We start from the raw sequence: 26,935 nt of genomic DNA, 5'->3' as shown, positions 1-26,935 counted from the left end.
GCATGATTCGGCGGCGTGCCCTACGCCGCCGTCTGCCGAATCGGCAGCACTACCCGAAACTTCGTACCCTTGCCCACCTCACTGCTGACGCTGATATCGCCACGGTGTTTCTTGACGATCCCGTAAGACAACGACAAACCCAGCCCGGTACCTTCGCCCACAGGCTTGGTGGTGAAGAACGGGTCGAAAATCTTCTGCACGGTGTCGGGGGCAATCCCACAGCCGTTGTCTGCGACTTCCAGCCACACGTTCTCGCCGTCCACCCCGTTGCTGATGGTGATGGTGCCGCGCTCAGGGCCCATGGCTTGTGCGGCGTTGATCACCAGATTCATCACCACCTGGTTGAGTTGCGAAGCCAGGCACTCGATTTCTGGCAGCGGCGTGTAGTGCTTGACCACATCGGCCTTGTACTTGAGTTCGCTGGCGACGATGTTCAGCGTCGAATCGATGCCTTGCTGCAGGTTCGCGAATTGCCAGGTCTGGTCGTTATCCACCCGTGAAAAGTTCTTCAGGTCCTTGACGATCTGCACCACGCGGCCGATGCCTTCCTTGGATTCGCGGATCAGGATCGGAATGTCGTCCTTGAGAAAATCCAGGTCCAGCTCGTTGCGCAATGCCATGAGCGGTTCGCGATGTTCTGGCGCCCCGATGTGCGCTTCGCTGCGCTGGTAGGCATCGAGCATCTGTTGCAGCTGCTTGAAGTAACTGTCGAGGGTGCTGAGGTTGGAGGAAATAAAGCCCACGGGGTTGTTGATCTCATGGGCGACGCCGGCCGCGAGTTGCCCCAGCGAGGCGAGTTTTTCCGACTGCACCAGTTGGCTTTCCAGATGCTTGCGCTCTTCAATTTCCAGTTGCAGCGCTTGGGTGCGCTCTTCCACCAACCGCTCCAGCTGCGAGGTTTGCAAGGAGGCGCGGCGCGCCATGTCCCATTTGTTGGCCAGGGTGTTGGCCATTTGCTGGACTTCTATGTTGTCGAACGGCTTTTTCAGGATCAGCAGGCGGTCGTGGGCGTGCAGGCGAAACAACAGGTCATCCCAGGAATAGTCCGAGTAGGCGGTGCACACCACCACTTGCAGGTCGGGGGCGACTTTCCACAGTTCTTCAATGGTCTTGGCGCCGTCCCAACCCTGGGGCATGCGCATGTCAACGAAGGCCAAGGCATAGGGGCGCTGTTGCGCCATGGCGCTGGTCAGCAAGCCCAGGCCTTCCTCGCCGCCATACGCGCCGTGCAGTTCGAATGCCTGGATTTGAGGTTTGGCGGTGTCGCCAAACAGTGCCGACTCCATCTCATCCAGCGCTTCGGTTGAGGCTTCGTCGGGCATCAGGATCTTGCGAAAATCCTCATGAATAGACGGTGTGTCATCGATCAGCAGGATGCGCCGGTTGGGAGGTTGGTTCATGAGCTGCTTCCGGCAAGGGTCATGGGGATGGTCAAGGTGAAGACGGCGCCAAGGCCCGGCCCGTCGCTGTGGGCGCTGAGCTGGCCGTTCATTTCCACGGCGGCCAGGGCGCAGCTGTGCAGGCCGAAACCGTGGCCCTCCTTGCGGGTGGTAAAACCGTGGGTGAAGATGCGTGCCATGTTCTCGGGCGGTATGCCTTCGCCATCGTCCTTCACACTGATCTTCAGGGTCTCGTCGCCTACCGATTCCACCGCCAGGGTGATTTGCCGTGGCCGCTCAGACAGTTTGTCCATGGCGTATTTGGCGTTGCTGATCAGGTTGACCATGATCAGCAATAACCTGTGCTTGTCCGCCAAGATCTCCGGCACCGGGGCGTACGCCTTCACAACAGTGACATGGTGACGGCTCAGCGCGCCGGCGTTCATGCGCAGGGCGTCGTCCATCAAGGCGCTGATATTGACCGGCTCCAGCAAGGTAGACGCACCCGCATAGGATTGCTGGGTTGAGACGATGTCCTTGATGTGGTCCACGCTTTTGCTCAACTGCGCCAGCTCATCGCTCATGCCTTGCTGTTCGATGGCAATCGCTTCGACCAACTGGTTCAGATAGCCCGGCAGCAACTTGCCCTTTTCATCCTCGGTAAGGAAGGTGCCCAGGTCGCCTTGGTGAGCGTTGATCAGTTGCATGGCCTTGCCCAGGCCGAGTGCCTTGCTGCTGCGCAGCTTGCGGCTGACCAGGTCGGCAGAGATGTTCACACTGTTGAGCACGTTACCGACGTTGTGCAGCACGTTGGTGGCGATCTCCGCCATGCCGGCCTGGCGGGCGCTGTTCATCAGCTCGCTCTGGGCATCCTTGAGCTGTTGCGTGCGCCGTTCCACTCGTTGTTCCAGGGTTTCGTTGGCGGCCTGCAACGCTCGGTTGACGCGGTTGATCTCGGCGAAACTGCGCAAAAGGCGCACCGCCAGGGAAAGCAGCAGCACCACCAGCAAGGTCGAGAAGATCAGCAGGTAGCGATGGTACTGATGATCGATGAGGTCCGTAGCCTGCTGGTCCTGATTGAGGTGAGTGGTCAGGTCATCGAGGTGTTCGGCCACCGGCACGGCGGCAATCCGCTCGAGCAGGCTGTTGACCAGTGGCTGTTCGCGCAGGATCAGCGAAATATGATTGCTGAGGATCTCCACCGGTGCCTGGAACTCGCTGGGCAGGCTCTGTTGGTTGATGGCCAGCTTGCCCAGGCCCACCAGGATATCGGCGGCACGTTCGTCGCTGGTGACTTGGGCGAACTCCAGGCTGCTGAGCAGCAGGTCGTAAGTGTCGGTGGCCACGCTTTGCAGTTGCAGGCGGCCTTCGTCGGTCATGCTGTTGAATTGGGCCTGGATGTCGTCTTCGGCCGTCGGTAAAAAAGCCAATGAGTTACGCAGCACTGCGTTGTGGGATTTGAACTGGTCGACGAGCCGGGCTTTTTCCTCGATGGCCGTCAGGTACTCCGCATGGCTGGCTTGCCAACCGGGCAGGTCGGCAGCGCTGTGGTAGGTGTCGCGGCTTTCCAGTTCAGCGCCGATACGGGTCATTTCGGTCAGCGGCGTGACCAGTGGGTCGTAGTTGTGGGTGATCGCGATGCGGGCCTTGAGCACTTCGCTGTCCCACTGAGCATTGAGCTGCTGGAGTTGGCGGATCAAGTCGCGCGACTGGGTATAAGTGGCTGTCTGGTCGCGTGAAGACTTGAGGTACAAAAACACCAGGGTGGAGGCCAGGAACAGGGTGATGAGGCCTAGCAGGATTTGGCTGGTGCGTCGGCGTGACAAGGGTCTCATAACGGCTTGCCCGCCCATTCGCCGGTCAGGGTCTTGAGAAACTGGATAATCAGGTCCTTGTCTTCCTGGGACGGGTTGCGCCCCAACTGGTACTTGAACATCACGTCAACCGCCTCTTCAAGGGTCTTGGCCGAGGCGTCGTGGAAGTACGGCGCCGTGACGGCCACATTGCGCAGGCTGGGCACCTTGAACACATGGCGGTCTTCTTCATCCTGGGTCAGCAGGTAGCGCCCCAGGTCCGATTCCAGCGGGTTGCCGCGGGCCTTGAAGTAATCGCCCATCACGCCGAATTTCTGGAACATATTGCCGCCAATGTTCACGCCCTGGTGACAGGCAATGCAGCCGTAATCCTTGAAGCGTTGGTAGCCGTATTTTTCCTGGCGGGTCAGGATATCGGTGTTGCCCAGCAAGTATTGGTCAAACCGCGAATTGGGTGTCAGCAGCGTACGCTCGTAGGTGGCCAGGGCGTTTTGCACATTGGAAGCGGTGACGCCATCGGGATAGGCCTGTTTGAACGCGTTCTGGTAGGCGGGCAGGGCGGACAGGTTGCGCACCACGGTATTCCAGTCACTGCCCATTTCCACCGGGCTGATCACCACCTGCTCGACCTGGGCCTGCAGCGTGTCCACCCGACCGTTCCAGAACTGTTTGAAGTTCAGGCTGGCATTGAATACGGAAGGGGTATTGATCTGCACCGGTTTGCCGTCAAAGCCAATGGAGAATGGCTTGTTGTCGACGCCGCCGCTGGTCAGTTGGTGACAGCTCGCGCAGGACAAGGTGTTGTTGACCGACAAGCGCGGCTCATTGAACAACTGGCGACCCAACTCAACCTTGGCCGGGTCCAGTACTGGCATCACCGGCAAGGGCTTGAGCGCTTCGTCCAGCGGCGCGGCTGACAGCGATGCAGTGCCCAGGCATAACGCGAACATCAGGCCGGAACGGTGGTTTACGACATTGCTCAAGCGAGCACTCCTTGCAGGCCCAGGGCTATTTATTTTATTGATCCGGCATCAGTGTCGCGCTATCCGTTTGCAGCAGCTGCACAAAATCTTTCGAAGGCAACGCCTTGCTGAACAGAAAGCCCTGGCCCTCCTCACACCGCTGGGCTTTGAGGAAATTCAATTGGTCGACGGTTTCCACACCTTCGGCAATGATGTTCAGCTCCAGGCTCTTGCCCATGCCGATGATAGCGCTGATCAGTTGTTCGTCCTGGCTATTGATGCGCAGGCCGCGCACGAAGGATTGGTCGATCTTCAGCACGTCGATGGGAAAGCGCCGCAGGTAGCTGAGGCTGGAGTAGCCGGTGCCGAAATCGTCCAGGGCCAGGCGGATGCCCATGGCCTTGATCTTTTGCAGGGTTTCCACGGTTTCGTCGACGTTCTGCATCAGCACGCTTTCGGTGATTTCCAGTTCCAGTTGGGTGGGCGGCAGGCCTGTTTCTTTCAGGATGGCGGCCAGGTTGTCGACGAAGTCCCGTTGGCGAAAGTCGATCGCCGAGATGTTCACCGACATGCGCAGGGGCGCCAGGCCCATCTCGCGCCAGGCTTGGGCTTGTGCGCAGGCTTGGCGCAGTACCCACTGAGTCAGGCGCACGATCAGGCCGCTGTCTTCGGCGACCGGAATGAACTCCGCCGGGCTGACCCAACCCGACTGCGGTCGAAACCAGCGGGTCAGCGCTTCCGCACCGACGATGCGCCCGGACTCCAGCGCCAGCTTGGGTTGGTAATGCAGCACAAATTCATCGCGGTCCAGCGCCTGGCGGATCGCGCTTTCCAGGTTTTGCTGATGCTGGGCGCGCAGGTTCATGTCTTCGGTGTAAAAGCTGAAATCCCCCGGGCCGCGTTCTTTGCTGGTGCGCATCGCGGTTTCAGCGTGCTTGAGCAAACCCACGGCATTGTCGCTGTCATCGGGGTAAATACTGATGCCCAGGCTGGCGCTCACACTCAGGTCATGCCCCGCAACATGGCGGGTCGCGCTGACGGCATTGAGTACCTTTTGCGCAATGTGCTGGGTTTGCTGGGGATGCAGGATATCGTTAAGCAGCACCACAAACTCGTCGGAGCCATAACGAAACACCGAATCCGACGCCCGCACCGCCGCCACCAGGCTCAGGCTGACCTGTGCAAGCACCTCGTCGCCGGCCGGATAGCCCAGGGCGTTGTTGATGCGCTTGAAGCGGTCGAGCCCCAGAAACATCACCGCCAGTTGCGTGTCGTGCCTGCGGCCCAAGGCGATCGCCTGGGTCAGGCGGTCGCCCAGCAACGTGCTGTTGGGTAACTCCGTCAGGGCGTCGTATTGCAATAAGTGCGAGACCTTGAGCAGCTCCTGCACGCGTTCCTCGATGGTGCGCTCCAGGCTGATCACTTTGAGGGCCGCGTCCTGGGCCAGTTGCCATTTCCAGGTCAGGGCGCTGGCCATCTGGCGGATTTCCAGGTGGTCGAAGGGCTTTTTCAGGATCAGCAGTTGGTCGTTGTATTTCAGGCGCGCTTCGATTGCCTCGAAGGAGTAGTCGGAATAGGCCGTGCAGAGCGCGATTTGCAGGTTGGGGTCCGCCTCCCACAACTGTTCGATGGTGTGCAGGCCGTCCCAGCCAGGGGGCATGCGCATGTCGATAAACACCATTGCGTAGGGCGAGTGGGCGTCGAGGGCTTTTTTGACCAGCGCCAAGGCTTCCTGGCCCTGATAGGCCGAATCCAGGTCAAACGCCTGGCGCGCCGGTGCGGTGGTGCCGAACAGGGCGGACTCCAGAGTATCGAGGGAGGGCTCGCCATGCTCGTCGGCACAGAGGATCTTGCGAAAATCCTGGTGGATCGAAGCCGTGTCATCCACGATCAGGATGCGCCGGTTGGCCCGGCCCGATTCCGTCCTCATGGCGCACTCGGCACGTGCAAAAGGCTTGATGGCATGACAATTCCTTCCCTGGTTCTACAACTGAACGGGGCGCGAGCATGCAGTGCAGCATAGTTGAGTTCCCTTGATATCGACGGCCAGTTGGCGTCAAATCAATCGCGCTTTGTATTGCGCGGATTCAATTTAGCCTAACTTCGTTTAATTTGAAGGCAGAGTCGCCATGGATGAACAACTCGCTACGAAGTCCGCTGTTTTGCTGGTCGACGATGAAGAGTCGATCCTTAACAGCCTGCGCCGCCTGTTGCGCGGCCAGCCCTATGAGGTGGTATTGGCCACCAGCGGCGCCCAGGCGCTGGAGATCATGGCGACCCGGCCTATCGATCTGGTGATGAGCGATGCGCGCATGCCCGGCATGGACGGCGCCACGCTGCTGGCCGAGGTCCACCGCCGTTATCCCGCCACCAGCCGCATCCTGCTCACCGGCTACGCCGACCTGACCACCATCATCAAGGCGATCAACGACGGGCAGATCCACCGCTACATCAGCAAACCCTGGAACGACGAAGAGTTGCAACTGGTGTTGCAGCAAACCCTCGAGCACCAACGCCTTGAACGCCTGGCCCGAGACCAGACCGAACAGCTCAAGCTACTCAACGCCACCCTGGAAAAACGCGTGGCGGCGCGTACCGCCGAGTTGCAACAAACCGCCGACATGCTCGACCTGGCCTACGATGAGCTCAAGCGCAGCTACGTGACCGGGACCGAAGTGTTTTCGCTGCTGGCCAACCTGCGCTTGCCCAAGGACAAACAGACCAACCGTGCGTTGATCGAGTTGATCCGGGTGTATTGCGCCGCCCAGTCCATGGACGAATCCAGCACCCGTGACCTGACCATGGCCGCCGCGTTGTACAACATCGGCAAGTTGAGCTGGACGGACAGCATGATGGTTGCACCGTCGGACAAACTGCACAGCACCGACCGCGGCTTGTACCGTGAGTATCCGGGGCAGAGCGAGTCGCTGCTGATGACCCTTGAGCCGATGAAGGACGCGGCGCGGATCATTCGTCATCACCAGGAACGTTGGGACGGCACGGGGTTTCCCGACCACCTCAAGGGCGATGCGATCCCGCCCGGTTCACGGCTGCTGAAGCTGGCGGTGGACTTTATCGAATTGCAGAAAGGCCTGATCCTGGAGCGGCACCTCAACAGCGACGAGGCGCTGCTGTATATCCGCAAGTACGCCGGGCGCCTGTATGACCCGGCGTTGGTGGAAGATTTCGTGCAAGCCTGCGCGACCTTCCTCAGCGATGTGACCCTGGGTGATCCGACGGTAAAAGTCCTCTCCACCCGTGAGCTGGAAGCCGGCATGGTGCTGGCGCGCAACCTCAATGCCGACAACGGCATGTTATTGCTCAATGCCGGCAAGGTGCTGAACCTGCCGCTGGTGGACAAGCTGATCGCGTTCGAGGCGATGGAGGGCGCCAAGTACAGTGTGTTTATCAGGGCGCCGGACGAGGTGCCGCCCCTCCTGTAGTTATACGCCCCAGGCTACGTGCTTGCTGGCGTGGTAATCAAAGATACCCCTGATGATGTAGACATCTTTGCCACCTTCTTTGCCGTTTTGTTCAATTGCCACGCGCCAAAGACCACGGCCTGTGCCGGGCTGCACCTGGGGGAGATCGACGTAGGTGAAGTTGCCTATTCGCTTGCGGCTGAGGCGACCGGCTTGGATATCCTGGGTGATCTCCTCAAGTTTGGCGGTGGCGGGGGTGGGCAGGAGTTTTTTCTGGGTTTGCGCCAGTTCATCCAGCTTCACGATGTTGATGTGCGGATCGCGAGTGGGCACGACTTCCGGCCCGACAGGCAGCGCCGGCGCTGGCCTTTCAACTCTATGGGTTTGAACGCGGGGGACTTCGAACTCCAGAGGCGTTGCAAACTTGGGCAGGGCTTTTTCGAATGCTGTGACGTCTCTACTGTCTACCATCGCTACGCCAGTATCTGCCCCATGCTGGCCTCGGGATAGGGCGATATAGGGAATACCGGATTTTTTGAAATCCTCTGAAAAGGAGGTGACTTGAAGCTTGGCGAGTTTGGCCTTGAAGGTCTCCGTCATGAAGGCATCCAGGGTGCTTTTTGTCTCAGGCAGCAATAAGAATCGACGTATCGCTTCCTGGCGTGTAATTCTGAGATCTGAGGCGAGTTGATTAATACGTACGAGGTGTTCGGGCTTGTATGCAAACACTTTCAGTGCAGCATCCCGCCAAGTATAAAGTTCATATTTTGCTGCGAATTTATTCATCGCATGCTGGTGTTTGTGGGTGATGGCGTACCCGACAAATTGTGCGCCAGTATCGGGGTCGGCAACGGCAATCGATGTTCTGATTTGTTTGTCGAGGTTCTCGTTTTTGCCAATGAGCCTTTTGACTTTTTTAAACAGTTCTTCCTTGTCCCGCGCAGACAGGGGTTGCGCAAAATGTTGTGTCGACAGGTGTATATGTTCAACCGTGGCCAGTTCGAGCCGCAGGTTTAACAGGGAACTACGTAACCTCTCTTGATTGGCTCGGCTCAAGCTTTTCGAGTTCGACATCCAGCGGCGAAATTCAGCTTCATCCAGGGTGCCAAGCTGTTGTCGGGCGCGAGTGATCAAATCGAGCTTCAGGGAAGCGTCGGTTTGTTCTATGACGCGCACGAAATCCCGCATTTCCCCTTCTGTTGCAAAAAGCCGCATCGCCGCGATCAGGTCCGCATCCACTTGCTGTTCAGGGGTGAGAGGACGCAGGGCACCCAGAACGGAACCTCCGCCCACAGCGTCTCGTTCGAAACGGGGCTTCCAGCTCTTTGCGTCTCCCGGTACGACCATAAAGTCCACGTGGTGACCTGCCGGGTCTTTTACATAGCGTGCGCCGTCTTCTACATAGGACTGATACAGGTGATAGCGGCCTGTTGGGTCGCGCATCGCGATGAACTGGTTATTGTGTTTATCAAAAAAACACGGTGCGCGGCCCGACTGGCGCGACAGTCTGTATCGGTGGGTGTCGGCAAACTCCACTACGTCAAAGAACGGCTCCATTTGTTCAGGCAACCGATATGGCATCACATTGACCCAGGCGGGTTCCAACGGGCGGAGGGAGGCACCCGTCAGTACAATGGCGGTGCTCCTGTCCGTACCGACTTTACTGGCCAGCCCCGGAATGCGCCGCCCCAGCTGCTTGGCCACGCCTAATCCGCGGTTGATAGCTCGGCGCAAAAACGACAGGGCGGTTTTGCCGGGTATCAACCCGAGCAGAAAATCGGCAGTTTCCACCCCGAACATAAAGGCGTTTACCGCCGATTCGCGGAAAATTTGCGCATTGCTCCGTGAACGGTAGTCGGCGTGCGCGAGTTGAAAACCCAGTTGCGCCGAATACAGGTATGCGTGGAAATTGCCGGTTATCGGCGTCAAGGTATAGCGGTACACACTGCGCGTATCGTTGAAGATCCGTGTGATCTCTTTCGTATCCTTAGTGGCCATCTGGGAAGTGAAATAGGTCTGCCATTCCGGTTTTGCTTTCAGCGTGTCCAGCTCCACCAGCCCCTTGGTCAGCTCCCGGAAGGCAACGCCATCTGGTGCATCCGGGGTATACAGCACACTGACCCCGTCAGGCTTGGTGCCTTTTCGATGAATGACCAGGACACGATGCATGACCTGCCCGCCTTGGCCCCTCTCTTGCGCGGCGCCCAATACCAGCAGGTTGACCTCTATCTCGAATTCGCTGACTCGGGGGCGGGTGGTTGAATCAGGGTGTTCAGTGACGGCTTTTATCCAGTCAAACCCACTGCCTGGCGTCTGGAATGTAAACAGTTTGGCTGCGTCAGGGTTGAGACGGTTCTCAAGCGCGTCCTTATTCATTTTTGCCGCGTTGGCGCGCTGCCAGACTGTAGCGAAGCTGCTTGTCCCGCTGCTCAGCGAGAAGGTTGACCGCAGATACGTATCGTATTTTTGGCCAATGTCAGCTTCTGTTGCGAGTGCGCGCAAATCATCGTTGCCAAGTTTTCCGTGAGGGTTGCCGGCTGTGTCAATAATGTTGGCGGTGGCACTGATCGTTCTATGTATGCCATGCACCGACCATGGGTCGACATTACGTTGGGTATAACTTCCCAGTGTGCGCAGATCCACCACGGTTTGGGTACGCCAGGTGCCCCACATCAGTTTTTTGCCTGGCAGGCACTGCGGGATATTGATCTTGCGGTCTTCGCTGATGTAGACAATGGTGGCTTCCTCGTTACGATACCCCGTCATTTCGGCTGACCGGGAGGACGTTGTGACGCGCAGATGAACCAGGCTTCTATAAGGGTCAATATCAACGTTGGCATACACAGGTTTCTGTTTTTTCAGCACCTTGTCGGTCTCCTGTTGGGAGAACGCTTCCAGTGTCAAGATTCTCTCAAGATGAGGTGTGAGTTCCTCATTGCTGTCGATCAGTTCTTGTTCCAGTTGCCTGTACCGAGCTTGGTCTTGCTCGCCGGCGGTTTTCAACCATGCGGGTTCGGCCGTCAACAGGCGTAGATTGCGCACCATAAAAGCATTAGCGACATCCCACTGTGGCGTCAGGTCTGCGGCCAGGTCGAGCTCGCCTGTGGAGGGCAACGTCTCCCTGCGCAAGGCTTCGCGAACGGAGAAATGTTGCCTGACTCGCAATGCGCGGACACTGTCAGCAATCACGTCAGCGTCTATCTGGGACGGGGCCGTCGTCAGTACGGGCAAGCCGCTCAGCGCGGTACGAGCGGCTGTCGGCAGGCTTGCGATCAACAGCTTGCCTGGCGCTGCGCCGTCTTGTATGCGGGCTGCGACGGTGTCATTCAAACGCGCCAGGTTTTCAAACTCCTCAAACTCCTCGCTTGGGCTATAGAGCATCACTTTGCCCGTCAGAGGCGTCGTGCCCGTGGGGGTCAGAATGAATGCGCCGGCGAATTCACTGCCATCCTCCAGTGCCAGTCGGTACACCGTGGGCCTGTTGTCGACGGTAAACACCTGTTCACGTGCCGCAGCACTTGGGTACTTGAGCACATTCTGCGCCAGTGTCCGTGCATGCGCCGACAACGTGCCGTCCACCGAGCGCAATGCCAGTTGATGGGCCAGCACTTGTCGTCGCAGTGCGACCAATTGCTCCTCCGTGTTGGGTTGGGAGGGCTCGCCAGCCCCCCAGAATGTATTCAGGCTCAACGTGATGGCTATTTCCAGCCTGGCGGCCAGGGTTGTCGTCGAGGCATTGGCAGAGAGGATTTTATCGGTGTCCAGGGTGTTGCATTCGCGGTAGAAGGCGCCGCTCTCCTGGGTCAGATAAGACTCTGCGCCAGGCGCGCGTAAGGTGGCCAGCAGCGAGCCCAGTGGTTCGCAGGACAGCAGGTGCTTTTGTCCTTCCTGGTCTTCGCGATAGCGGCTATAAAAAATCTGGTTGGGATTGATGGGCAGATGTGCATCGGGAAACATCTCGGCCAATTGCTGCTGGTACACGCGGCCGACACTCGGCTGTCGCCTTACCAGTTCAGAGGTCTGTGCATTGAGTTTGTCGAGTTCACGGGTGAGGTAAGCCAGTTGTTCTTCGGCAGAAAGTGACGCCGGCGGCACGACCGCAAGCGTCATCGGTTGCACGGTAGGGGTTGACGTGCTGTCGGCCGGCAGCGGTTGTGGTTCGTCAGTGGATGATTGTTTGAGGGTGGGCAATGAATTGTGCATGAGTAAACTCTTATAAAAGAGCGCGGCGCACCGAGGTGCAGCGAGCCCTGCTGAATATGAGTTTGCGAGTTTAGGGTGGCCGAAACTGGACCCTGCGGTGTATGTATGTCGGAAAAAATCGGCCTGCACTCGCGAGTTGCGTGTGCAGAATGCGCGTGGGATCCTTGGCCGCTTTTCAATCCGAGAGAGGGCTTTCCATGTCCAAGACTATCCGCATTGCAGCCGCGCTGTTGGTCCGTGGCGACGGTCAAACCCTGCTTGTGCGCAAGCGCAATACCCTGGCTTTCATGCAGCCGGGCGGCAAAATCGACGCCGGCGAGCAACCTGCCGAGGCGCTCGTCCGTGAGTTGCACGAGGAGCTGAACCTGCGCGTTGATCCGAGCCAAGCCGTCTATCTTGGCCAGTTCTCGGCACCCGCGGCCAACGAACCGGGTTTTACCGTAGAGGCGGAGTTGTTCAAGGTGCAGGTCGACGTCGCCGTCACCCCTGCAGCAGAGATTGAAGAAGTGTGCTGGATCGATCCCATGGGCGAAGGTGACTTGCATCTGGCGCCATTGACGCGCGATTTGATCCTGCCGTTCTATCGTGATTCGCTGGCAACCGCATGATGATTCGCCCGCTGGACGCCGACGATGCGCAAGCCTATCGGGCATTGATGCTCGAGGCCTATGGCGCGTATCCGCAAGCGTTCACGTCCAGTGTCGCGGAGCGCGCCTCGATGCCATTGAGCTGGTGGCAAAAGCGTCTCGACAGCCCGCTGGATTGCCTGTTGGGCGGCTTTGATGGGGCGCGACTGGCCGGCATCGTTGGCCTGGCCTACGAGCCTCGCGAAAAGGCGCGGCACAAGGTGACCTTGTTCGGCATGTACGTGACCGAGGCTTATCAACAGCAAGGGCTGGGGCGGCAGCTGGTGCAAGCCGCACTGGAAGAAGCCCGCCGCCACCCGCGCCTCAAACTGATCCAGCTGACCGTCACCGCCGGCAATGACGCGGCCTTTGCGCTCTACCAGCGCTGCGGTTTCATTCAGTACGGCCTGGAGCCACTGGCCGTGCGGGTAGGCGTCGAATACTTCGACAAGATCCACATGTGGCGCGAGCTACATTGATCGTTCCAACGCTCTGCGTGGGCACGCATCCCGTGACGCTCCGCGTCACCACGTGGACGCAGAGCGTCCTTGGCGGCATTCCCACGCAGAGCGTGGGAACGATCGGCACTCGCCCGCACACTCAGAGCCCGCTCAACGCACCGCGCTTACGCCATCCAAGGTGGAAAACGAGGTGTCCTTGGCCGTCAGCAAGAAGTCGCGCATATAAGGTGCATCCAGCATGTCGGCACGAATGCCCGCATACAAGGTGGCGAACAAACCCTTCTCACCCAACCGCTTGGCCTTCACATACCCGCGTGAGCTGTATTCATGCAGCGCCCAGTGGGGCATACCGCACACCCCACGGCCGCTGGCCACCAGTTGCATCATCATCACGGTCAGCTCCGAAGTCCGCACCTGGGCCGGTTCAACGTCGGCCGGTTCCAGGAAGCGGGTGAAGATGTCCAGGCGGTCACGTTCCACCGGGTAGGTGATCAGGGTTTCTGTCTGCAGGTCTTCCGGCACGATGTAGGACTTGTTCGCCAGCGCGTGCTGGTTGGCCACCGCCAGCATGGCTTCGTAGGTGAACAGCGGCACGTAGGTGATACCCGGCAGTTCCAGCGGGTCGGAGGTCACCACCAGGTCCAGGTCGCCACGGGCCAGGGCCGGCAGCGGCGCGAAGGCAAAGCCCGAGGCCAGGTCCAGCTCGACTTCCGGCCAGGCATCGCGGAACTGGTCGATGGTCGGCATCAGCCACTGGAAACAACTGTGGCATTCGATCGCCATGTGCAAGCGCCCAGCGGTACCCCCGGCCAGCCGCGCAATATCGCGCTCGGCACCGCGCAACAACGGCAGGGTGGCGTCGGCCAATTGCAGCAGGCGCAGGCCGGCGCTGGTGAAGCGCACCGGTTTGGTCTTGCGCACGAACAGCGGCATGCCCAGGCGCTCTTCCAGTTCTTTGAACTGATGGGAGAGGGCGGACTGGGTCAGGTGCAGGCGTTCGGCGGCTTCCACCAGGCTGTCGGCTTCGCGCAAGGCGTGCAGGGTTTTCAAGTGACGGATTTCGAGCACAGGCGCTCCATGAAGAAAATTTGCGACGAAAACGGAATGCTTGATTTTGTCTCATGTTGTGGGGCGTGTCGACCATGACCACTGGGCGCTCTTCATCAAACTGTCATCGAACTGTGGCAGCGCGCTTGAACAAACTTCATCAGACTCGCGCTCTACTGGGGTTCTGCGTTTTGGTGTTTTTCATGCGTGCGTTGTTTTTAGTGGCCGCTCTACTGTTCGGCCTGCCGTCTTTTGCGGCGTCTCGATGTGATGTCAATGTCCCGACCCAAACGGTCGACCTGGCTCAGGTGAGCATCGCCTATCAAAGTATCGGCCGTGCGTCCGACCCTGCGTTGCTGCTGGTAATGGGCCTGGGCGGGCAGTTGATCCACTGGCCGGACGAAGTGGTGGTGGCCCTGTGCGAACAAGGCTTTCGGGTGATTCGCTACGACAACCGCGACGTCGGCCTGTCCACCTGGCGGCAGGCGCCGGCGAGCGCCAACCTGACCTTCGAAGTGCTGCGCTACAAGCTCGGCTTGCCGGTGGCTGCGCCTTATACGTTGACCGACATGGCCGACGACGCCCTGGGCTTGATGGACGCGCTGCAGGTGCAGCAATTTCACGTACTCGGCGCGAGCATGGGCGGCATGATCGCTCAACACCTGGCGGCCATGGCGCCACAGCGGGTGGAAAGCCTGACCCTGATCATGACCAGCTCCGGCGCCGAGGGCTTGCCCGCGCCGAACGCGGCGCTGGTGCAATTGCTCTCGCGGCGCAGCGCGCCCAATCGTGAGGTGGCGCTGGAGCAACAGGCGGATTTGCTCGCGGCGTTGGGCAGCCCGGATATCAAGGACGATCGCCAGGCGTTGCTGCACCAGGCGGCGCTGTCCTATGACCGCGCCTTCAACCCCGAAGGCGTGAAGCGCCAGATCATGGCAATCCTGGCCGAGCCAAGCCGTGTGCCCTTGCTCAACCAACTGCGCGTGCCTGCGTTGGTCGTCCACGGCACCGCCGACCCCTTGCTGCCGGTGATGCACGGCGTGCATCTGGCCGCGCATATCCAGGGCAGCCAGTTGAAATTGATTCCCGGCCTGGCCCACCGTTTTCAGGAAGCGTTCAAGGCGCCCTTGCTGGCGGCGGTGTTGCCCTACCTGCAAGCCCATCGCCAGGATGCCGCGCACTGGGCGCAGATCGATTTGAGCGAGCCTTCGAAGGTGCTGTGAAGGTGGTGTATCGTGCAACCTTTATGTATGCGCATGACTGCACGCGAGGTTGCCCACCATGAGTACTCCCCTGAAAATCGATTTCGTCAGCGACGTATCCTGCCCCTGGTGCATCATCGGCCTGCGGGGCCTGACCGAAGCCCTCGACCAGCTCGGCAGCGAAGTGCAGGCCGAGATTCATTTCCAGCCGTTCGAACTGAACCCCAACATGCCCGCCATCGGTCAGAACATCGTCGAGCACATCACTGAAAAATACGGCTCCACGGCTGAAGAGTCCCAGGCTAATCGTGCGCGTATCCGCGACATGGGCGCCGCACTGGGCTTTGCGTTCCGCACCGACGGCCAGAGCCGTATCTACAACACCTTCGACGCGCACCGCCTGTTGCATTGGGCCGGGTTGGAAGGTTTGCAATACAACCTCAAGGAAGCGCTGTTCAAGGCGTATTTCAGCGATGGCCAGGACCCTTCCGACCACGCGACCCTGGCGATCATCGCCGAGAGCGTAGGGCTGGACATTGCGCGCGCCGCCGAGATTCTTGCCAGCGATGAATACGCCGCCGAAGTCCGCGAGCAGGAACAGCTGTGGGTTTCTCGTGGAGTGAGTTCGGTGCCGACCATTGTCTTCAATGACCAATATGCGGTGAGCGGTGGGCAACCGGCGGAAGCCTTCGTCGGCGCGATTCGCCAGATCATCAACGAATCGAAATCCTGAGGCCGAGCACGCAGCAAAATGTGGGAGCTGGCTGTCAGTTGCAAATGAGTTGACTGAAACACTGCCATCGCAGCATAGGTATCTACACAGCTTTGGTGTGACGCTGGACCTGTGGCGAGGGAGCTTGCTCCCGTGACGGACTGACAGCCGGCGCTGATCTAACTGACACACCACGATCCAAATGTGGGAGCTGGCTTGCCTGCGAAGACGGCCTACCAGCCAACGCCTATCTACCTGACACCCCGCGATCAAACTGTGGGAGCGGGCTTGCTCGCGAAGGCGGCCTGACAGGCGACACAGTTGGACCGTGTACATATCCATTGCTGCGGTAACGGCCACTTAGGGTTCCGCCCTGACGGCGGGTCACTTTGGAAAAGAGCCGGAATGCCGGCCCAGCCCAAAGTAACCAAAGGGCTCTTGCCCCACCACTCGGCACCTCGCTTGGGCTCGGTGTGCCCGAACACAGGCTTGAATCCGTGGGCCGCCGCCACGCGCCATCCATGGCGCGGGGCGGCTAACCCGGCGTCCTGCCGGGTTACCCACGAATTCAAGCCTGCGTTCGGCCAGCGTGGTTTAACGGGGCGCTTAAGATCAAAAGCAGAGCAAGAGCAAGAGCGACTCGCTTCGCATCGTGGTTAGCGTCTGCTGTTACAACTCACAAAGTTGTGTGAAGACCTATGGCCATCGCAGGCAAGCCAGCTCCCACATTTGATCTGTGTCGGCATTAAGAGAAGCGCTGGCCCATCCCTTGCATTACCCCCCTAAAGCCCAACCGGCCTGCGGTTGGGCACTGCCATTAGGGGTGAAACTTACCTTGAATATTCTTGACCTTGACCACAGCCTCACCGGCCAGGCACCGATTGCCCGGCGGTTGGCCAGCGGTCGGGCCACGCGCCTGGACCTGCTGGACTTGGGCCCGAAATTGCGTTTGTGGTCCACCGAAAAAACCTGGAAGCGTTTCGTCGAGCGCCTGGCCCAACGGACACGGCCCCGTGACGCGCGCCCGGAAATGCTGTTTGTCGGCTCCGGCGATTATCACCACCTTACGCCAGCGTTTTTGGCCGACCTCAAAGAGCCCGTCAGCCTGATTCACTTTGACAACCACCCAGACTGGGTGCGCTTTGCGCCCAAGCGGCACTGTGGTTCGTGGGTCAACCGGGCGCTGAAGATGCCAGCGATCCAACGCATCGTCACCCTCGGCCCGTGCAGCGATGACCTGCATAACCCGCAACTGCGCGGCGGCAACCTTGGCGCCCTCAAGCGCGGGCGTTTGCAGCTGTTTCCCTGGCAGCATCCGCCGTCCAAGGTCTGGGGCCGGGTGGGGGACGGCGCCGGCCACCAGCAACAGGAAAACCACCTGCACTGGCGCAACCTGGCGGACCTGGATTGGGGCGCCTTCCTCGACCAGATGATTGCCAGCCTGCCCACCGAGGCGATCTGGATCACCATCGACAAAGATGTGCTCGCCAGTGAAGACGCCGCCACCAACTGGGACCAGGGCGGCATGCGCCTGACCCATTTGCTCCAGGCCCTGCGGGCGTTGGCGGCGGGTAAACGCATCATTGGGATCGACGTCTGCGGTGAGTTCGCTACGCCGGCATTCAGCAACGCGTTCAAGCGCTGGGAAGCCAAGTCCGACCAGCCGCCACCGGAGCGCTGGAGCCCGCAAGACTTGCAGCGTAATGCGGCAACCAATGAAGCCTTGATCGACCTGTTTGAGGAACTGTTCCCGTGACCCTGACCGTGGTGTTGTTACTGGCGTTTTCCATCGTCCTCGATGTGATTGGTCAGCTGTGTTTCAAATTGGGCGTGGACCGTTTGCCGCAACTCGATGGCGGTTTTCGCCTGCGTGCGTTCTGGGGCCAGGTGTTCAATGCGCCGCTGTTGTGGGCCGGCGTCGGCGCCTACGTGATTGAGTTTTTTGTGTGGCTCGAAGCGCTGTCCCGTGCGCCCTTGAGTCTGCTGTTTCCGCTGGCGGCGTTGGCCTATTGCCTGGTGGTACTGGCAGGCAGGGTGGTGCTCAAGGAGACCGTCAGTCGGCGTCGTTGGCTGGGCACGCTGGTGATTACCTTAGGTGTGATGTTGGTAGCGATCGCGGGGAATCAGGCATGACAACGCAAACAATCAATACCGGCTGGCTGCATGGGCGTGTTGGCACCCTGGTGCTATGGGCACTGCTGATCGCCACCGAAAGCGCCGGGCAGTTGTTCACCAAGGTGGCCGGCGATCAGTTGGGGCCGATGGACTTCAGTTGGCAATGGCTGGCGGACGTGGCGCGCAACCCGGGGATTCTGGCGGCGATTGCCAGCTATCTGGGTGCGTTTTTTGTGTGGATGCTGATCCTGCGGCGTAGCAGTTTGTCCCTGGCGTTTCCGCTGAGTTCGCTGGTGTTTGTGGCGGTGCTGCTGGGCTCTTGGCTGGGGTTGGGGGAGCACATCAGCGTGTTGCATTGGGTGGGCGTGGTGGTAATTATCGGTGGTATCGCACTGTTGGCTGAGGGCGAGGAACACTGAAGATAGAGCTATGAAACACAGGCCCATTGTGGGAGCGGGCGTGCTCGCGAATGCGGTGGATCACTGAAGTATCGGGTGACTGACACACTGCTTTCGCGAGCAAGCCCGCTCCCACAATTTTGCTCCCAGGTGATTCAGTCAAAGGTGTAGCTGATCGCCGTCTGCACCTGGCCCTGATTCACATGGCCAGCCTCCTTGACGATGCTGCTCTTGGCCGCCGACCCCACCAGGTGTACCCAGCTGGCGCTGGTCAGCAGCGACCAATGGGGCGCCAGGGGGAAGGCGAAGCTTTGGCTCAGCGTCACGTTCTGGAAGCCCCCGCTCGCTTTATAGGGCCGCAAGCCTGAAGCGACGGCTTCGTTGTTGTCCACGCCGAAGAAGGTATTGGTCTGCCGCGCGTCGGCAAAATGCGCAACCAGGCTATTGCTGCCGATAATCCCGCCACCCACGGGGTAACCCAGTTCGCCGCCGATTTTACCCAGGGCGCCGCTCTGGGAATGCCCGCCGCCCACGGCCTGGCCCAATTGCGCATAGACCCGCCAGAAATCGGCCGGGGCGTATTGGACGAAACCGCCCACCTCGGCCATGTCCGACACGTTGCGCAGGCCCTGCAACTCGCCGTTGGAAGTACGCCCCGGCAGGTAGTTGATATAGGGGCCAGCGGTAAGGCCGTGGGTATCCAGGGCGCTCCAGGTGAGGCCGTCATCGGTACTCAGGCTGACGTCACCCCAATCCAGGTCCAGGTAAGGCACAGGCCGGGTTTCGTAGCGGCTGCCGCTGGGGTCGTGGGGCTGATAGCTGAGGCCCGCGCCCACGTCGCCCGTGATGCCTTCTGCCCACGCGGCACTGCAAAGGCCCCACCCTCCAAGTAAACCGGTGAATACAGCAGCAGCGAGCTTGGACATGGGGACGTTTCCTGAAGGTGGGCAGGCGCGCATGAACGCGCAAACCGACGCGCCTGCGCAAGCACTCATGTTGTTTGTAGCAAGCTACAAAAATTGTAGCTCCCGCGACACCTATCGCCGCGCATTTCGCCCTAACCCCCAGCCCTGCGGGGTTTTCGCCAGTTGGCACAGTCCCTGCTCTATCCCTTGGCAAGCGCATACAGCGCGCTCCTCCAAGGCCCTTTACCTAAAGGAAAGGCAGATGATCAACTGGCATATCGTGTGTGACTTCGACGGGACCATTACCCCCACCGATGTCATCGACAACGTCCTCCAACGCTTCGCCGGCCCCGAGTGGGAAACCATTGAGCAGGAATGGCTGGATGGGCATATCGGTTCACGCGAATGCCTGAGCCGCCAACTGGCGCTGATCAAGGCCACCCCGGCTGAACTGCTGGCGTACTTTGACAGCGTCGAGATCGACCCGGACTTCCCGGATTTTGTCGATCACGTCATGGGCCTGGGTGCTTCCATCGAAGTGGTCAGCGATGGCATCGAGCAGGGCATTGCCCGCATCCTTTCGCGCAACTACGTGACCTTGTTGCCGATCCTCGCCAACCGCCTGCGACAGGTCGACCAGGACAGCTGGCGCATCGACTTCCCGTATGCCAGCGATGCCTGTCGCGCCGCTGCCGGCAACTGCAAGTGCAAATCCACGCCGCGCAACAAGCGCGTGCTGGTGATCGGCGACGGCAAGTCCGACATGTGCGTGGCCTCCACCGCCGACTTCGTGTTCGCCAAGGGCAGCCTCGCCGACTACTGCGCCGCCCACCAGATTCCTCATGCGCGCTTCGACAGCTTTGCGCAAGTGCCGGCGTTGCTGGCCAAGCTGCCACAAGGCCTCGCCGCCAACGCCACCACCTTCAACACCTCTTCTGACAATCAGGAACTCTTCCATCATGTCTGATATCCGTATCGCTACCGCTGAAGACCAGGTGCTTCTGGATAAAGAAGCCAAGTATTGCTCCTACGGCGACACCGTTCACTACATCGAGCCGCCGCGTATTTTCAGCCGCTGCGAAGGCTCCTATGTGTGGGACACCGAAGACCAGGCCTACCTCGACCTGCAGATGTGGTACTCGGCCGTCAACTTCGGCTATGCCAACCCGCGCCTGAACAACGCGCTGAAAAAGCAGATCGACACCTTGCCGCAAATCGCCAGCCAGTACCTGCACAAAGGCAAGATCGAGCTGTCGGAAATGATCGCGGTCGATGCCAAGAACAAGTTCGGCCTCGATGGCCGTGTGCACTTCAACGTCGGCGGTTCGCAGTCCATCGAAGATTCCCTGAAGGTGGTGCGCAACGCCAGCAACGGCAAAAGCTTGATGTTCGCCTTCGAAGGCGGCTACCACGGGCGCACCCTCGGCGCCTCGTCGATCACCTCCAGCTTCCGCTATCGTCGTCGCTACGGCCACTTTGGCGAACGCGCCAATTTCATCCCATTCCCTTACCACTTCCGTGGCCCGAAGGGCATGACCAAGGAAGAGTACGGCAGCCATTGCGTGCAGCAGTTCGCCCGCTTGTTCGAGACCGAATACAACGGCGTGTGGGACCCTAAGACCAACCAGTGCGAATACGCAGCTTTCTATGTCGAGCCGATCCAGGGCACCGGCGGCTACGTGATCCCGCCGATGAATTTCTACCGCGAGCTCAAGCACGTCCTGGACCAGCACGGCATCCTGATGGTGTCCGACGAAATCCAGATGGGCTTCTACCGCACCGGTAAACTCTGGTCGATCGAGCACTTCGACGTGCAGCCGGACGTGATCGTGTTCGGCAAGGCGCTGACCAATGGCCTCAACCCGTTGGGCGGTATCTGGGCCCGTGAAGAGTTGATCAACCCGAAGGTGTTCCCGCCAGGTTCGACTCACTCCACCTTCGCCTCCAACCCGCTGGGCACCGCCGTCGGCCTGGAAATGTTCAAGATGACCAGCGAAGTCGACTACGGCGCCATGGTCATGGCCAAGGGCAAATACTTCCTGGAAGGCCTGCAAGACTTGCAAAAACGCTTCCCGATCATCGGCGATGTGGACGGCCTGGGCCTGGCGTTGCGCTGCGAAATCTGCGGCCCGGATGGCTTCACCCCGGACAAGGCGACCCTGGACTACATGGTCGAAGAAGGCATGAAAGGCGACATGCTGGTAGACGGCCAGAAACTCGGGCTGATCCTCGACGTAGGCGGTTACTACAAGAACGTGATCACCCTGGCGCCGTCCCTGGAAATCAGCTACCCGGAAATCGATCTGGGCCTGAAGTTGCTCGAGCAACTGCTGGTGCGAGCGACCACGCGGTGAATGCTCAAGGGATCGACCTCGGTGAAGGTACTGCCGGTTTCGTTCTCGGTGATGGTCCGGTCGGGATCCTGTTGATCCACGGCCTGACCGGCACGCCGACCGAGTTGCGCCAGGTCGCGAAGGGCCTGGCCAAGGTGGGTAACTGCACGGTGTATGTGCCCACACTGGCGGGGCACTGCGGCGACAACAGCGACTTGCAGGCCACTGGCTGGCAGGACTGGTACGAAGGCGTGCGCAAGACCTTCGTACAGGTCAAGCAACGCCACGGGCAGGTGTTTGTCGGTGGCTTGTCCATGGGCGCGGTGATGTCGATGTATGTGGCGTCCGAACATCCTGGGCAAGTCGCCGGGTTGCTGATGTATTCCACCACCTTGAAGTACGACGGTTGGAGCATCAACAAGCTGGCGTTCCTCACGCCGTTGCTGATGAAGATTCCATTCGGCGTACACATTTGCAGCTTCGAAGAGAAGCCGCCCTACGGCATCAAGAACGAGCGCCTGCGGGCCATCGTCGAGCGGCAGATGAAGGAAGGCGAGAGCAGCGAGGCGGGGTTGCTGACCATGGAAGGCATCACCGTGCGCGAGCTGCACCGCATGAACGCCGTGGTCAAGAAGCGCATGCCCCAGATCAAGGTGCCGGCGCTGGTGCTGCACTCCATCGAGGACGACATCACCAGCCGCTGGAACGCCGATTACGTGGAGCGCCACCTCGGCGGGCCGGTGACCAAGATCCTGTTGGACAACTGCTACCACATGATCACGGTCGATTTGCAGTACCGGCGGGTGATCGAGTTGAGTGCCAGGTTTGTCGAGCAGCACGCAGTGCAACTCAATCGTGTGGCGTGATTAGTTTACTTGTAGGAGCGAGCTTGCTGTGGCGAGCAAGCTTGCTTGCGCTGGGGTGCGAAGCACCCCCAAAAGCCTGCGACTGCTGCGCAGTCGAGCGGGAGCAAGCTCCCTCGCCACAGCAAGCTCGCTCCTACAGTAGAACGGCGTTGATAAGGAAAAACTGTGATAACCACCCAAGCCTTCCCGACCATCCGGGCTATCCAGCGCGATGCCTGGAACGACTGTTTTCCCGGTGCCCTGGAGGATTGGGACTATTACCTAGCCGTGGAAAACGCCGCGATCGATGACTTTCAGTGGCGTTACCTCGCGGTCTTCGAGGATCAAACGCTGGTGGCCGTGGCTGCCGCGTTCGTCACCCATTATCGCCTCGACACCACGGTGTCGGGGGCTGGCAAGCGCTTGACCGAGCGCCTGGAGCAGCTGTGGCCTGGCGTTTTGCAATTGGCGTTGTACGCCATCGGTTCGCCGGTGGCTGAACGCTGTGACGCCGGTGTCGCGAGCCATGTGCCCGAATCCCGCCGCCCGTTGCTGTTGCAGCAATTACTGGCGGCTGCGCGCAGCGATGCCAACGCGCTCGGTATCGGCTTGCTGGCGGTCAAGGATGCGCCCACCAACGACCCGCATTGGGCCCAGAGCTGCCTTGCCGCAGGCTTTCAAAGCATGCCCAGTTTGCCCACGGGGGTGTTGCCGCTGCCTTATGGCTCGGTGGATGCCTACCTGGGGTCGCTGGGCAAATCCACGCGCAAGGACCTGCGCCGCAAACTGCGCGCACCAGGGCCGCGGGTCGAGTGGCGGCGTAATATCGATGATGTGCTGCCTGAGGTCATGCGCCTGTATGAAGCCACGCTCGCGCGCGCAGACTTACAGTTCGAACGCCTGCCCGCCGGTTACTTCACGGGCGTGCTCGAACACCTGCACGAGCGGGCGGTCTGTGTTCTGTACTGGGTGGACGAGCGCCTGGTGGCGTTCAACCTTATCCTCCTGGATGAGCATCGGCTGGTGGACAAGTTCTTTGGCCACGACCTTGAGTTCAGCCGCGAGTACAACCTGTACTTCCGCAGTTGGTTGACCAATGTCGACTATTGTATTGAACACCGTATTCCGGTGTACGAGTGCGGCCAGGCCGGGTATGCCAGTAAACTGCGCCTGGGGTGCGAGTTCGAGGGCAACAGCCTGTTCTTCCGCCACCGCAACCGGCTGGTCAACGGCCTGCTCAAGCTTGTAAAACTGTTTATTCGACCGGATCGTTCCGACCCTGCCATGGCTGCTGCGATAAGCGAAACCTGATGATTACCAAGACCCGCCAGAAAGCCCGCCCCTTTGCCATCTCGCGTTGGAGCGTCCAGCGCAAGCTGGTGCTGGCGTTCTGGCTGGTCAGCGTGATTCCCACCATGATCGCGGCTGAGCTGGCTGCCACCACGCTGTCGCAGATTTTCGACAGCAACGTGCGTATCTGGCTGCAAGAGTCGACCAAGATCGTCAAGGACGAAATCGGCGACATCCTTCACGACAACGCGCGCATGGCCAAGCTGTTCCTGCGCTATACCAGCCCGCCGTCGTCCAAAAATGCCGAGAAGCATGACCGGCTCACCGCCGACATTGCCGATGCCACCGATATCGACGTGGTCGCGCTGATCCGCACCAGCGACCGTAAAGTGATGTTCAGCACGGCCGCCGATGACATCGTCAGGCAGATCAACCTCACCAGCAACGCGGTGCTGCAAACCGTGCAAGTCGCCGGCGTGAGCACGGGCCTGGTGGTGTCCACCTTCGAAACCAGCCGTGACGGCGTTGATTACCTGTTGCTGGTCGCCACTTACCTGGACAGCAGTTTTCTCACCAGCGTGGCCGATGTGCATTCCCTCGACCTGCGTTTGTACCTGGCCAACCCTGCCGGTTTTTCCGAAATATTTTCCACCCAGCGCTTCGCCAATCACCCCTCGCGCATCCCCAAGAATGTCGAGGCCTACCTGCGCAGCACCAAGCAGCCCAGCGAGCAGTTCACTAACCAGTACAGCGGTTTGTATTGGCCGATTTTCAATGATGCCGGCGAGTTGCAAGGCGTGATCTTCAGCGGCCTGCTACGCCATACCAGCCTGGTGGGGTTGGTGAACCAGAGCAACTTGTTCGTGCTGATCTTCCTGGTCAGCTCGGCGCTGTCACTGGCGGCCGGGTTGTTGGTGTCGCGGCGCCTGACCAAGCCCCTGCGCGATTTGTCCCAAGGCGTGGATGCGGTGATCTCGGGCAGTTATGCGCACCGTGTGGTGGTCAGTGGCGGTGACGAACTGGCGCAATTGAGCAGCACCTTCAACCACATGACCGAACGCCTGGGCGAGTTGCATCACCTGGAAGCCCAACTGCGTCGGCGTGACCGCTTGCATGCCCTGGGTGAAGTCGCCATGGGCCTGGCTCACGAAATTCGCAACCCACTGGGCATCATCAAGACCGCCACCCAACTGTTGCATCGGCGCGCTGACCTGGCGGAAACCGACAAGCGTCACCTGGAATATGTCATCAGCGAAGTCAGCCGCATCAACGAGCTGATTACCGAGTTCCTCGATTTCGCCAAGCCCAACCCGCCGATACGCGTGCAGCAACCGGCACGCGCCCTGGTGGAAGAAATCCTCGGTTTCTGCGGCCCGGAGCTGAGTAGCCATCGCATTGACGCGCAGATCGACGACCAGGCGCCTGGCGCGACGATCTACGCCGATGCCAAGCAGCTCAAACAGGCCTGTCTCAACCTGATTCTCAACGCCGTCGACGCGATGCCCGACGGCGGGCGCCTGACCCTGGGCATTCGCAGCGTGGGCGACAACACTGTGATCAGCATCGCCGATACCGGCGAAGGCATCCCGGCGGACATGGTGGAGCGCATCTTCACGCCATTCGTCACCACCAAGGCCTCGGGCACAGGCCTGGGCCTGGCCAAAGTCTATTCGATCATGGAAAGTCACGACGGCAGCATCGAATGCGCCAGTGAGAAAGATGCCGGCGCGACCTTCAGCCTGTACATTCCGTCTGACGGTGAAGACGACGGTGAAGATGAGGACGGGCATGACGCATAACGTATTGGTGGTCGACGACGAGCCCAAGCTCTGTGATCTGCTGACCCAGGCCTTGAGCCAGAACGGCATCCAGGTGTTCAGCGCGGGCAATGGCCTGCATGCGCTCAAGGTGCTGGGGGAGGAGGACATCGACCTGGTCATCAGCGACTGGCGCATGCCGGGCATGGACGGGCCGGCGTTGCTGGCCGAGATCAAGGTGCGTTATCCGACTTTGCCGGTAATCGTGATGACGGCCTACAGCACGGTGAAAAACGCCGTGCAGTCGATGCGTAACGGTGCCTATGACTACATTGCCAAGCCGTTCGACATCGACGAGCTGGACATCACCGTGGCCAAGGCCCTGCAATTTCGCGACATCATGCGCGACAACGCGCGCATGCGCGCCGAGCTGGACGAGCATGCTCAGTTCGACAGCCTGGTGGGCGACAGCCCGGCGTTTCGCCAGGTGCTCCAGGCGGTGGATTCGGTGCGTGAAAGCAACGCCACCATCCTGCTGACCGGCGAAAGCGGCACTGGCAAGGAAATGGTCGCCCGCGCCATCCACAAGCATGGCAGCCGTGCCGACCAACCCTTCGTGGCGGTCAATTGCGCGGCCATCCCTGAAGGCTTGCTGGAAAGCGAGATGTTTGGCCATCGCAAAGGCGCGTTCACCGGCGCCGTGGCTGACCGGGTAGGGCGCTTCATGCAGGCCGACAAGGGCACGCTGTTTCTGGATGAAGTCGGTGATATGCCCTTGGCGTTGCAGGCCAAGATTCTGCGCGCCTTGCAGGAGCGGGTTATCGAGCCGGTAGGCGACCCCCGCGAGCGCAAGGTGGATGTACGAGTAATTGCCGCCACCAACAAGAACCTGCTGGATGCGGTGGCGGCCAAGGAGTTTCGCGAAGACCTGTATTACCGCCTCAATGTCTTTCCGATTCCGTTGCCGTCGTTGCGCGAACGCGTGGAAGACATCGCGCCCCTGGCGCGCCACTTCGCTCACACTTTGAGCGCCACCACTGGCAAACGTATCACCGGTTTCAGCCCCGAGGCGTTGCAGGCCATGGCGGCGTATCACTGGCCGGGCAATATCCGCGAGCTGCAAAACTGCGTGGAGCGCGCAACCATCGTGGCGGCTTCATCGGTGATCGAGGATATTGATTTGCCGGGGTATCTGTTTGCTTCCACACCGAGCGAGGGTGATGTGACCGCGATCCTCAGCGACGGCCCAGGCGTGCCGCGGGATCTGGATGCGGCGCTGGCCGAAGTGGAGAAAGCCTATATTCTTGCGGCGCTGCAGGAGAGCAATGGGGTGCAGGCCGCGGCGGCGCAGCGGATCGGGATTTCCGAAAGGAGCTTCTGGTATCGCCTGAAGAAGCTGGGGATTCAGGTCGACAAGATCGTGCGCTGATCTGAGTGTGGGAACTCATGATCGCTCCCACGCTC

General features: G+C 60.1%; 21 protein-coding genes. 14 read left to right on the top strand and 7 right to left on the bottom strand.

Going from position 1 to position 26,935, the window contains the following annotated elements; genetic code table 11:
- Positions 1–20: 20 nt before the first annotated feature.
- Genes HU730_RS07100 through HU730_RS07085 form a run of 4 tightly spaced genes read right to left on the bottom strand, consistent with a single transcriptional unit; the run spans position 21 to position 6,085 of the window.
- Complete coding sequence (locus HU730_RS07100; protein WP_034126441.1) at positions 21–1,400, bottom strand: ATP-binding protein; 1,380 nt, start codon at positions 1,398–1,400, stop codon at positions 21–23.
- Entirely contained in the window at positions 1,397–3,214 is a 1,818-nt protein-coding gene (locus tag HU730_RS07095; RefSeq protein WP_186526472.1) for a DAHL domain-containing protein, read from the bottom strand. Before HU730_RS07095 ends, HU730_RS07100 begins: the two co-directional genes overlap by 4 nt.
- Complete coding sequence (locus tag HU730_RS07090) at positions 3,211–4,176, bottom strand: cytochrome c peroxidase (RefSeq protein WP_186526473.1); 966 nt, start codon at positions 4,174–4,176, stop codon at positions 3,211–3,213. Before HU730_RS07090 ends, HU730_RS07095 begins: the two co-directional genes overlap by 4 nt.
- A 34-nt stretch (positions 4,177–4,210) precedes the next feature.
- Complete coding sequence (locus HU730_RS07085; RefSeq protein ID WP_186526474.1) at positions 4,211–6,085, bottom strand: GGDEF and EAL domain-containing protein; 1,875 nt, start codon at positions 6,083–6,085, stop codon at positions 4,211–4,213.
- A 199-nt stretch (positions 6,086–6,284) separates the two neighbouring features.
- On the opposite strand from HU730_RS07085, the gene HU730_RS07080 reads away from it, so the two are divergent.
- Complete coding sequence (locus tag HU730_RS07080) at positions 6,285–7,598, top strand: HD domain-containing phosphohydrolase (RefSeq protein ID WP_186526475.1); 1,314 nt, start codon at positions 6,285–6,287, stop codon at positions 7,596–7,598.
- On the opposite strand, the gene HU730_RS07075 is transcribed toward HU730_RS07080, so the two are convergent.
- Positions 7,599–11,780 (bottom strand): hypothetical protein, encoded by a 4,182-nt coding sequence (locus HU730_RS07075; protein ID WP_060763760.1) that lies wholly within the window; start codon positions 11,778–11,780, stop codon positions 7,599–7,601.
- 197 nt (positions 11,781–11,977) lie between these two features.
- Here HU730_RS07075 and HU730_RS07070 point away from each other — a divergent pair, with 197 nt between their 5' ends.
- Both HU730_RS07070 and HU730_RS07065 read left to right on the top strand, forming a co-directional pair.
- Positions 11,978–12,388 (top strand): NUDIX domain-containing protein, encoded by a 411-nt coding sequence (locus HU730_RS07070; RefSeq protein WP_060763761.1) that lies wholly within the window; start codon positions 11,978–11,980, stop codon positions 12,386–12,388.
- Entirely contained in the window at positions 12,385–12,885 is a 501-nt protein-coding gene (locus HU730_RS07065; RefSeq protein WP_060763762.1) for a GNAT family N-acetyltransferase, read from the top strand. The genes HU730_RS07070 and HU730_RS07065 overlap by 4 nt, the downstream gene beginning before the upstream one ends.
- 132 nt (positions 12,886–13,017) lie before the next feature.
- On the opposite strand, the gene metR is transcribed toward HU730_RS07065, so the two are convergent.
- Positions 13,018–13,935 carry a transcriptional regulator MetR gene (metR, locus tag HU730_RS07060; protein WP_034126449.1) on the bottom strand — a complete coding sequence of 306 codons (918 nt, stop codon included), beginning with the start codon at positions 13,933–13,935 and terminating at the stop codon, positions 13,018–13,020.
- Positions 13,936–14,117: 182 nt separating this feature from the next.
- Between metR and HU730_RS07055 the strand changes: the two genes are divergently transcribed.
- The 5 genes from HU730_RS07055 to HU730_RS07035 all read left to right on the top strand — a co-directional run bounded on the left by HU730_RS07055 (position 14,118) and on the right by HU730_RS07035 (position 18,362).
- Positions 14,118–15,137 carry an alpha/beta hydrolase gene (locus HU730_RS07055; protein ID WP_034126527.1) on the top strand — a complete coding sequence of 340 codons (1,020 nt, stop codon included), beginning with the start codon at positions 14,118–14,120 and terminating at the stop codon, positions 15,135–15,137.
- 58 nt (positions 15,138–15,195) lie between these two features.
- Positions 15,196–15,849, top strand: a complete 654-nt coding sequence (locus HU730_RS07050; protein WP_034126450.1) for a DsbA family oxidoreductase — start codon at positions 15,196–15,198, stop codon at positions 15,847–15,849.
- Positions 15,850–16,663: 814 nt separating this feature from the next.
- Positions 16,664–17,584 carry an arginase gene (locus tag HU730_RS07045; RefSeq protein WP_186526476.1) on the top strand — a complete coding sequence of 307 codons (921 nt, stop codon included), beginning with the start codon at positions 16,664–16,666 and terminating at the stop codon, positions 17,582–17,584.
- Positions 17,581–17,961 carry an EamA family transporter gene (locus HU730_RS07040; protein ID WP_003188930.1) on the top strand — a complete coding sequence of 127 codons (381 nt, stop codon included), beginning with the start codon at positions 17,581–17,583 and terminating at the stop codon, positions 17,959–17,961. Before HU730_RS07045 ends, HU730_RS07040 begins: the two co-directional genes overlap by 4 nt.
- The gene (locus HU730_RS07035) at positions 17,958–18,362 is read left to right on the top strand and encodes an EamA family transporter (RefSeq protein ID WP_034126452.1); all 405 of its coding nucleotides are present in this window, start codon (positions 17,958–17,960) and stop codon (positions 18,360–18,362) included. The genes HU730_RS07040 and HU730_RS07035 overlap by 4 nt, the downstream gene beginning before the upstream one ends.
- Positions 18,363–18,496: 134 nt before the next feature.
- Here the strand turns inward: HU730_RS07035 and HU730_RS07030 are convergent, their stop codons facing one another.
- A complete protein-coding gene (locus HU730_RS07030) occupies positions 18,497–19,267 on the bottom strand; it encodes a MipA/OmpV family protein (RefSeq protein WP_034126453.1) in 771 nt (256 codons plus the stop codon).
- A 241-nt stretch (positions 19,268–19,508) separates the two neighbouring features.
- Here HU730_RS07030 and HU730_RS07025 point away from each other — a divergent pair, with 241 nt between their 5' ends.
- The 6 genes from HU730_RS07025 (at position 19,509) to HU730_RS07000 (ending at position 26,900) form a co-directional block, all read left to right on the top strand.
- Positions 19,509–20,213, top strand: coding sequence for an MtnX-like HAD-IB family phosphatase (locus HU730_RS07025; RefSeq protein ID WP_034126454.1), 705 nt, complete (start codon positions 19,509–19,511; stop codon positions 20,211–20,213).
- A complete protein-coding gene (locus tag HU730_RS07020) occupies positions 20,206–21,600 on the top strand; it encodes an aminotransferase class III-fold pyridoxal phosphate-dependent enzyme (protein ID WP_003188936.1) in 1,395 nt (464 codons plus the stop codon). Before HU730_RS07025 ends, HU730_RS07020 begins: the two co-directional genes overlap by 8 nt.
- On the top strand, positions 21,597–22,445 hold the full coding sequence (locus HU730_RS07015; RefSeq protein WP_186526477.1) for an alpha/beta fold hydrolase: 849 nt from the start codon (positions 21,597–21,599) through the stop codon (positions 22,443–22,445). Before HU730_RS07020 ends, HU730_RS07015 begins: the two co-directional genes overlap by 4 nt.
- Before the next feature lie 165 nt (positions 22,446–22,610).
- Positions 22,611–23,735, top strand: coding sequence for a GNAT family N-acetyltransferase (locus HU730_RS07010; RefSeq protein WP_186526478.1), 1,125 nt, complete (start codon positions 22,611–22,613; stop codon positions 23,733–23,735).
- Positions 23,735–25,513: a HAMP domain-containing sensor histidine kinase gene (locus HU730_RS07005; protein ID WP_186526479.1), complete on the top strand. Its 1,779-nt coding sequence runs from the start codon at positions 23,735–23,737 to the stop codon at positions 25,511–25,513. The genes HU730_RS07010 and HU730_RS07005 overlap by 1 nt, the downstream gene beginning before the upstream one ends.
- Entirely contained in the window at positions 25,503–26,900 is a 1,398-nt protein-coding gene (locus HU730_RS07000; protein ID WP_054897712.1) for a sigma-54 dependent transcriptional regulator, read from the top strand. The genes HU730_RS07005 and HU730_RS07000 overlap by 11 nt, the downstream gene beginning before the upstream one ends.
- Positions 26,901–26,935: the final 35 nt, after the last annotated feature.

Source organism: Pseudomonas sp. SWRI22, from assembly GCF_014268395.2.
Lineage (GTDB): Bacteria > Pseudomonadota > Gammaproteobacteria > Pseudomonadales > Pseudomonadaceae > Aquipseudomonas > Aquipseudomonas paracarnis.
Note: the sequence above shows the minus strand (reverse complement) of the source record. Positions and strands in the feature narration are given on the sequence as shown.

What these genes read in the sequence shown, in the direction of transcription:
- HU730_RS07100 (WP_034126441.1), bottom strand. Translation starts at nt 1,400, where the DNA reads ATGAACCAACCTCCCAACCGGCGCATCCTGCTGATCGATGACACACCG.
- HU730_RS07095 (WP_186526472.1), bottom strand. Translation starts at nt 3,214, where the DNA reads ATGAGACCCTTGTCACGCCGACGCACCAGCCAAATCCTGCTAGGCCTC.
- HU730_RS07085 (WP_186526474.1), bottom strand. Translation starts at nt 6,085, where the DNA reads ATGAGGACGGAATCGGGCCGGGCCAACCGGCGCATCCTGATCGTGGAT.
- HU730_RS07080 (WP_186526475.1), top strand. Translation starts at nt 6,285, where the DNA reads ATGGATGAACAACTCGCTACGAAGTCCGCTGTTTTGCTGGTCGACGAT.
- HU730_RS07075 (WP_060763760.1), bottom strand. Translation starts at nt 11,780, where the DNA reads ATGCACAATTCATTGCCCACCCTCAAACAATCATCCACTGACGAACCA.
- HU730_RS07070 (WP_060763761.1), top strand. Translation starts at nt 11,978, where the DNA reads ATGTCCAAGACTATCCGCATTGCAGCCGCGCTGTTGGTCCGTGGCGAC.
- HU730_RS07065 (WP_060763762.1), top strand. Translation starts at nt 12,385, where the DNA reads ATGATGATTCGCCCGCTGGACGCCGACGATGCGCAAGCCTATCGGGCA.
- HU730_RS07055 (WP_034126527.1), top strand. Translation starts at nt 14,118, where the DNA reads ATGCGTGCGTTGTTTTTAGTGGCCGCTCTACTGTTCGGCCTGCCGTCT.
- HU730_RS07050 (WP_034126450.1), top strand. Translation starts at nt 15,196, where the DNA reads ATGAGTACTCCCCTGAAAATCGATTTCGTCAGCGACGTATCCTGCCCC.
- HU730_RS07035 (WP_034126452.1), top strand. Translation starts at nt 17,958, where the DNA reads ATGACAACGCAAACAATCAATACCGGCTGGCTGCATGGGCGTGTTGGC.
- HU730_RS07030 (WP_034126453.1), bottom strand. Translation starts at nt 19,267, where the DNA reads ATGTCCAAGCTCGCTGCTGCTGTATTCACCGGTTTACTTGGAGGGTGG.
- HU730_RS07025 (WP_034126454.1), top strand. Translation starts at nt 19,509, where the DNA reads ATGATCAACTGGCATATCGTGTGTGACTTCGACGGGACCATTACCCCC.
- HU730_RS07020 (WP_003188936.1), top strand. Translation starts at nt 20,206, where the DNA reads ATGTCTGATATCCGTATCGCTACCGCTGAAGACCAGGTGCTTCTGGAT.
- HU730_RS07005 (WP_186526479.1), top strand. Translation starts at nt 23,735, where the DNA reads ATGATTACCAAGACCCGCCAGAAAGCCCGCCCCTTTGCCATCTCGCGT.
- HU730_RS07000 (WP_054897712.1), top strand. Translation starts at nt 25,503, where the DNA reads ATGACGCATAACGTATTGGTGGTCGACGACGAGCCCAAGCTCTGTGAT.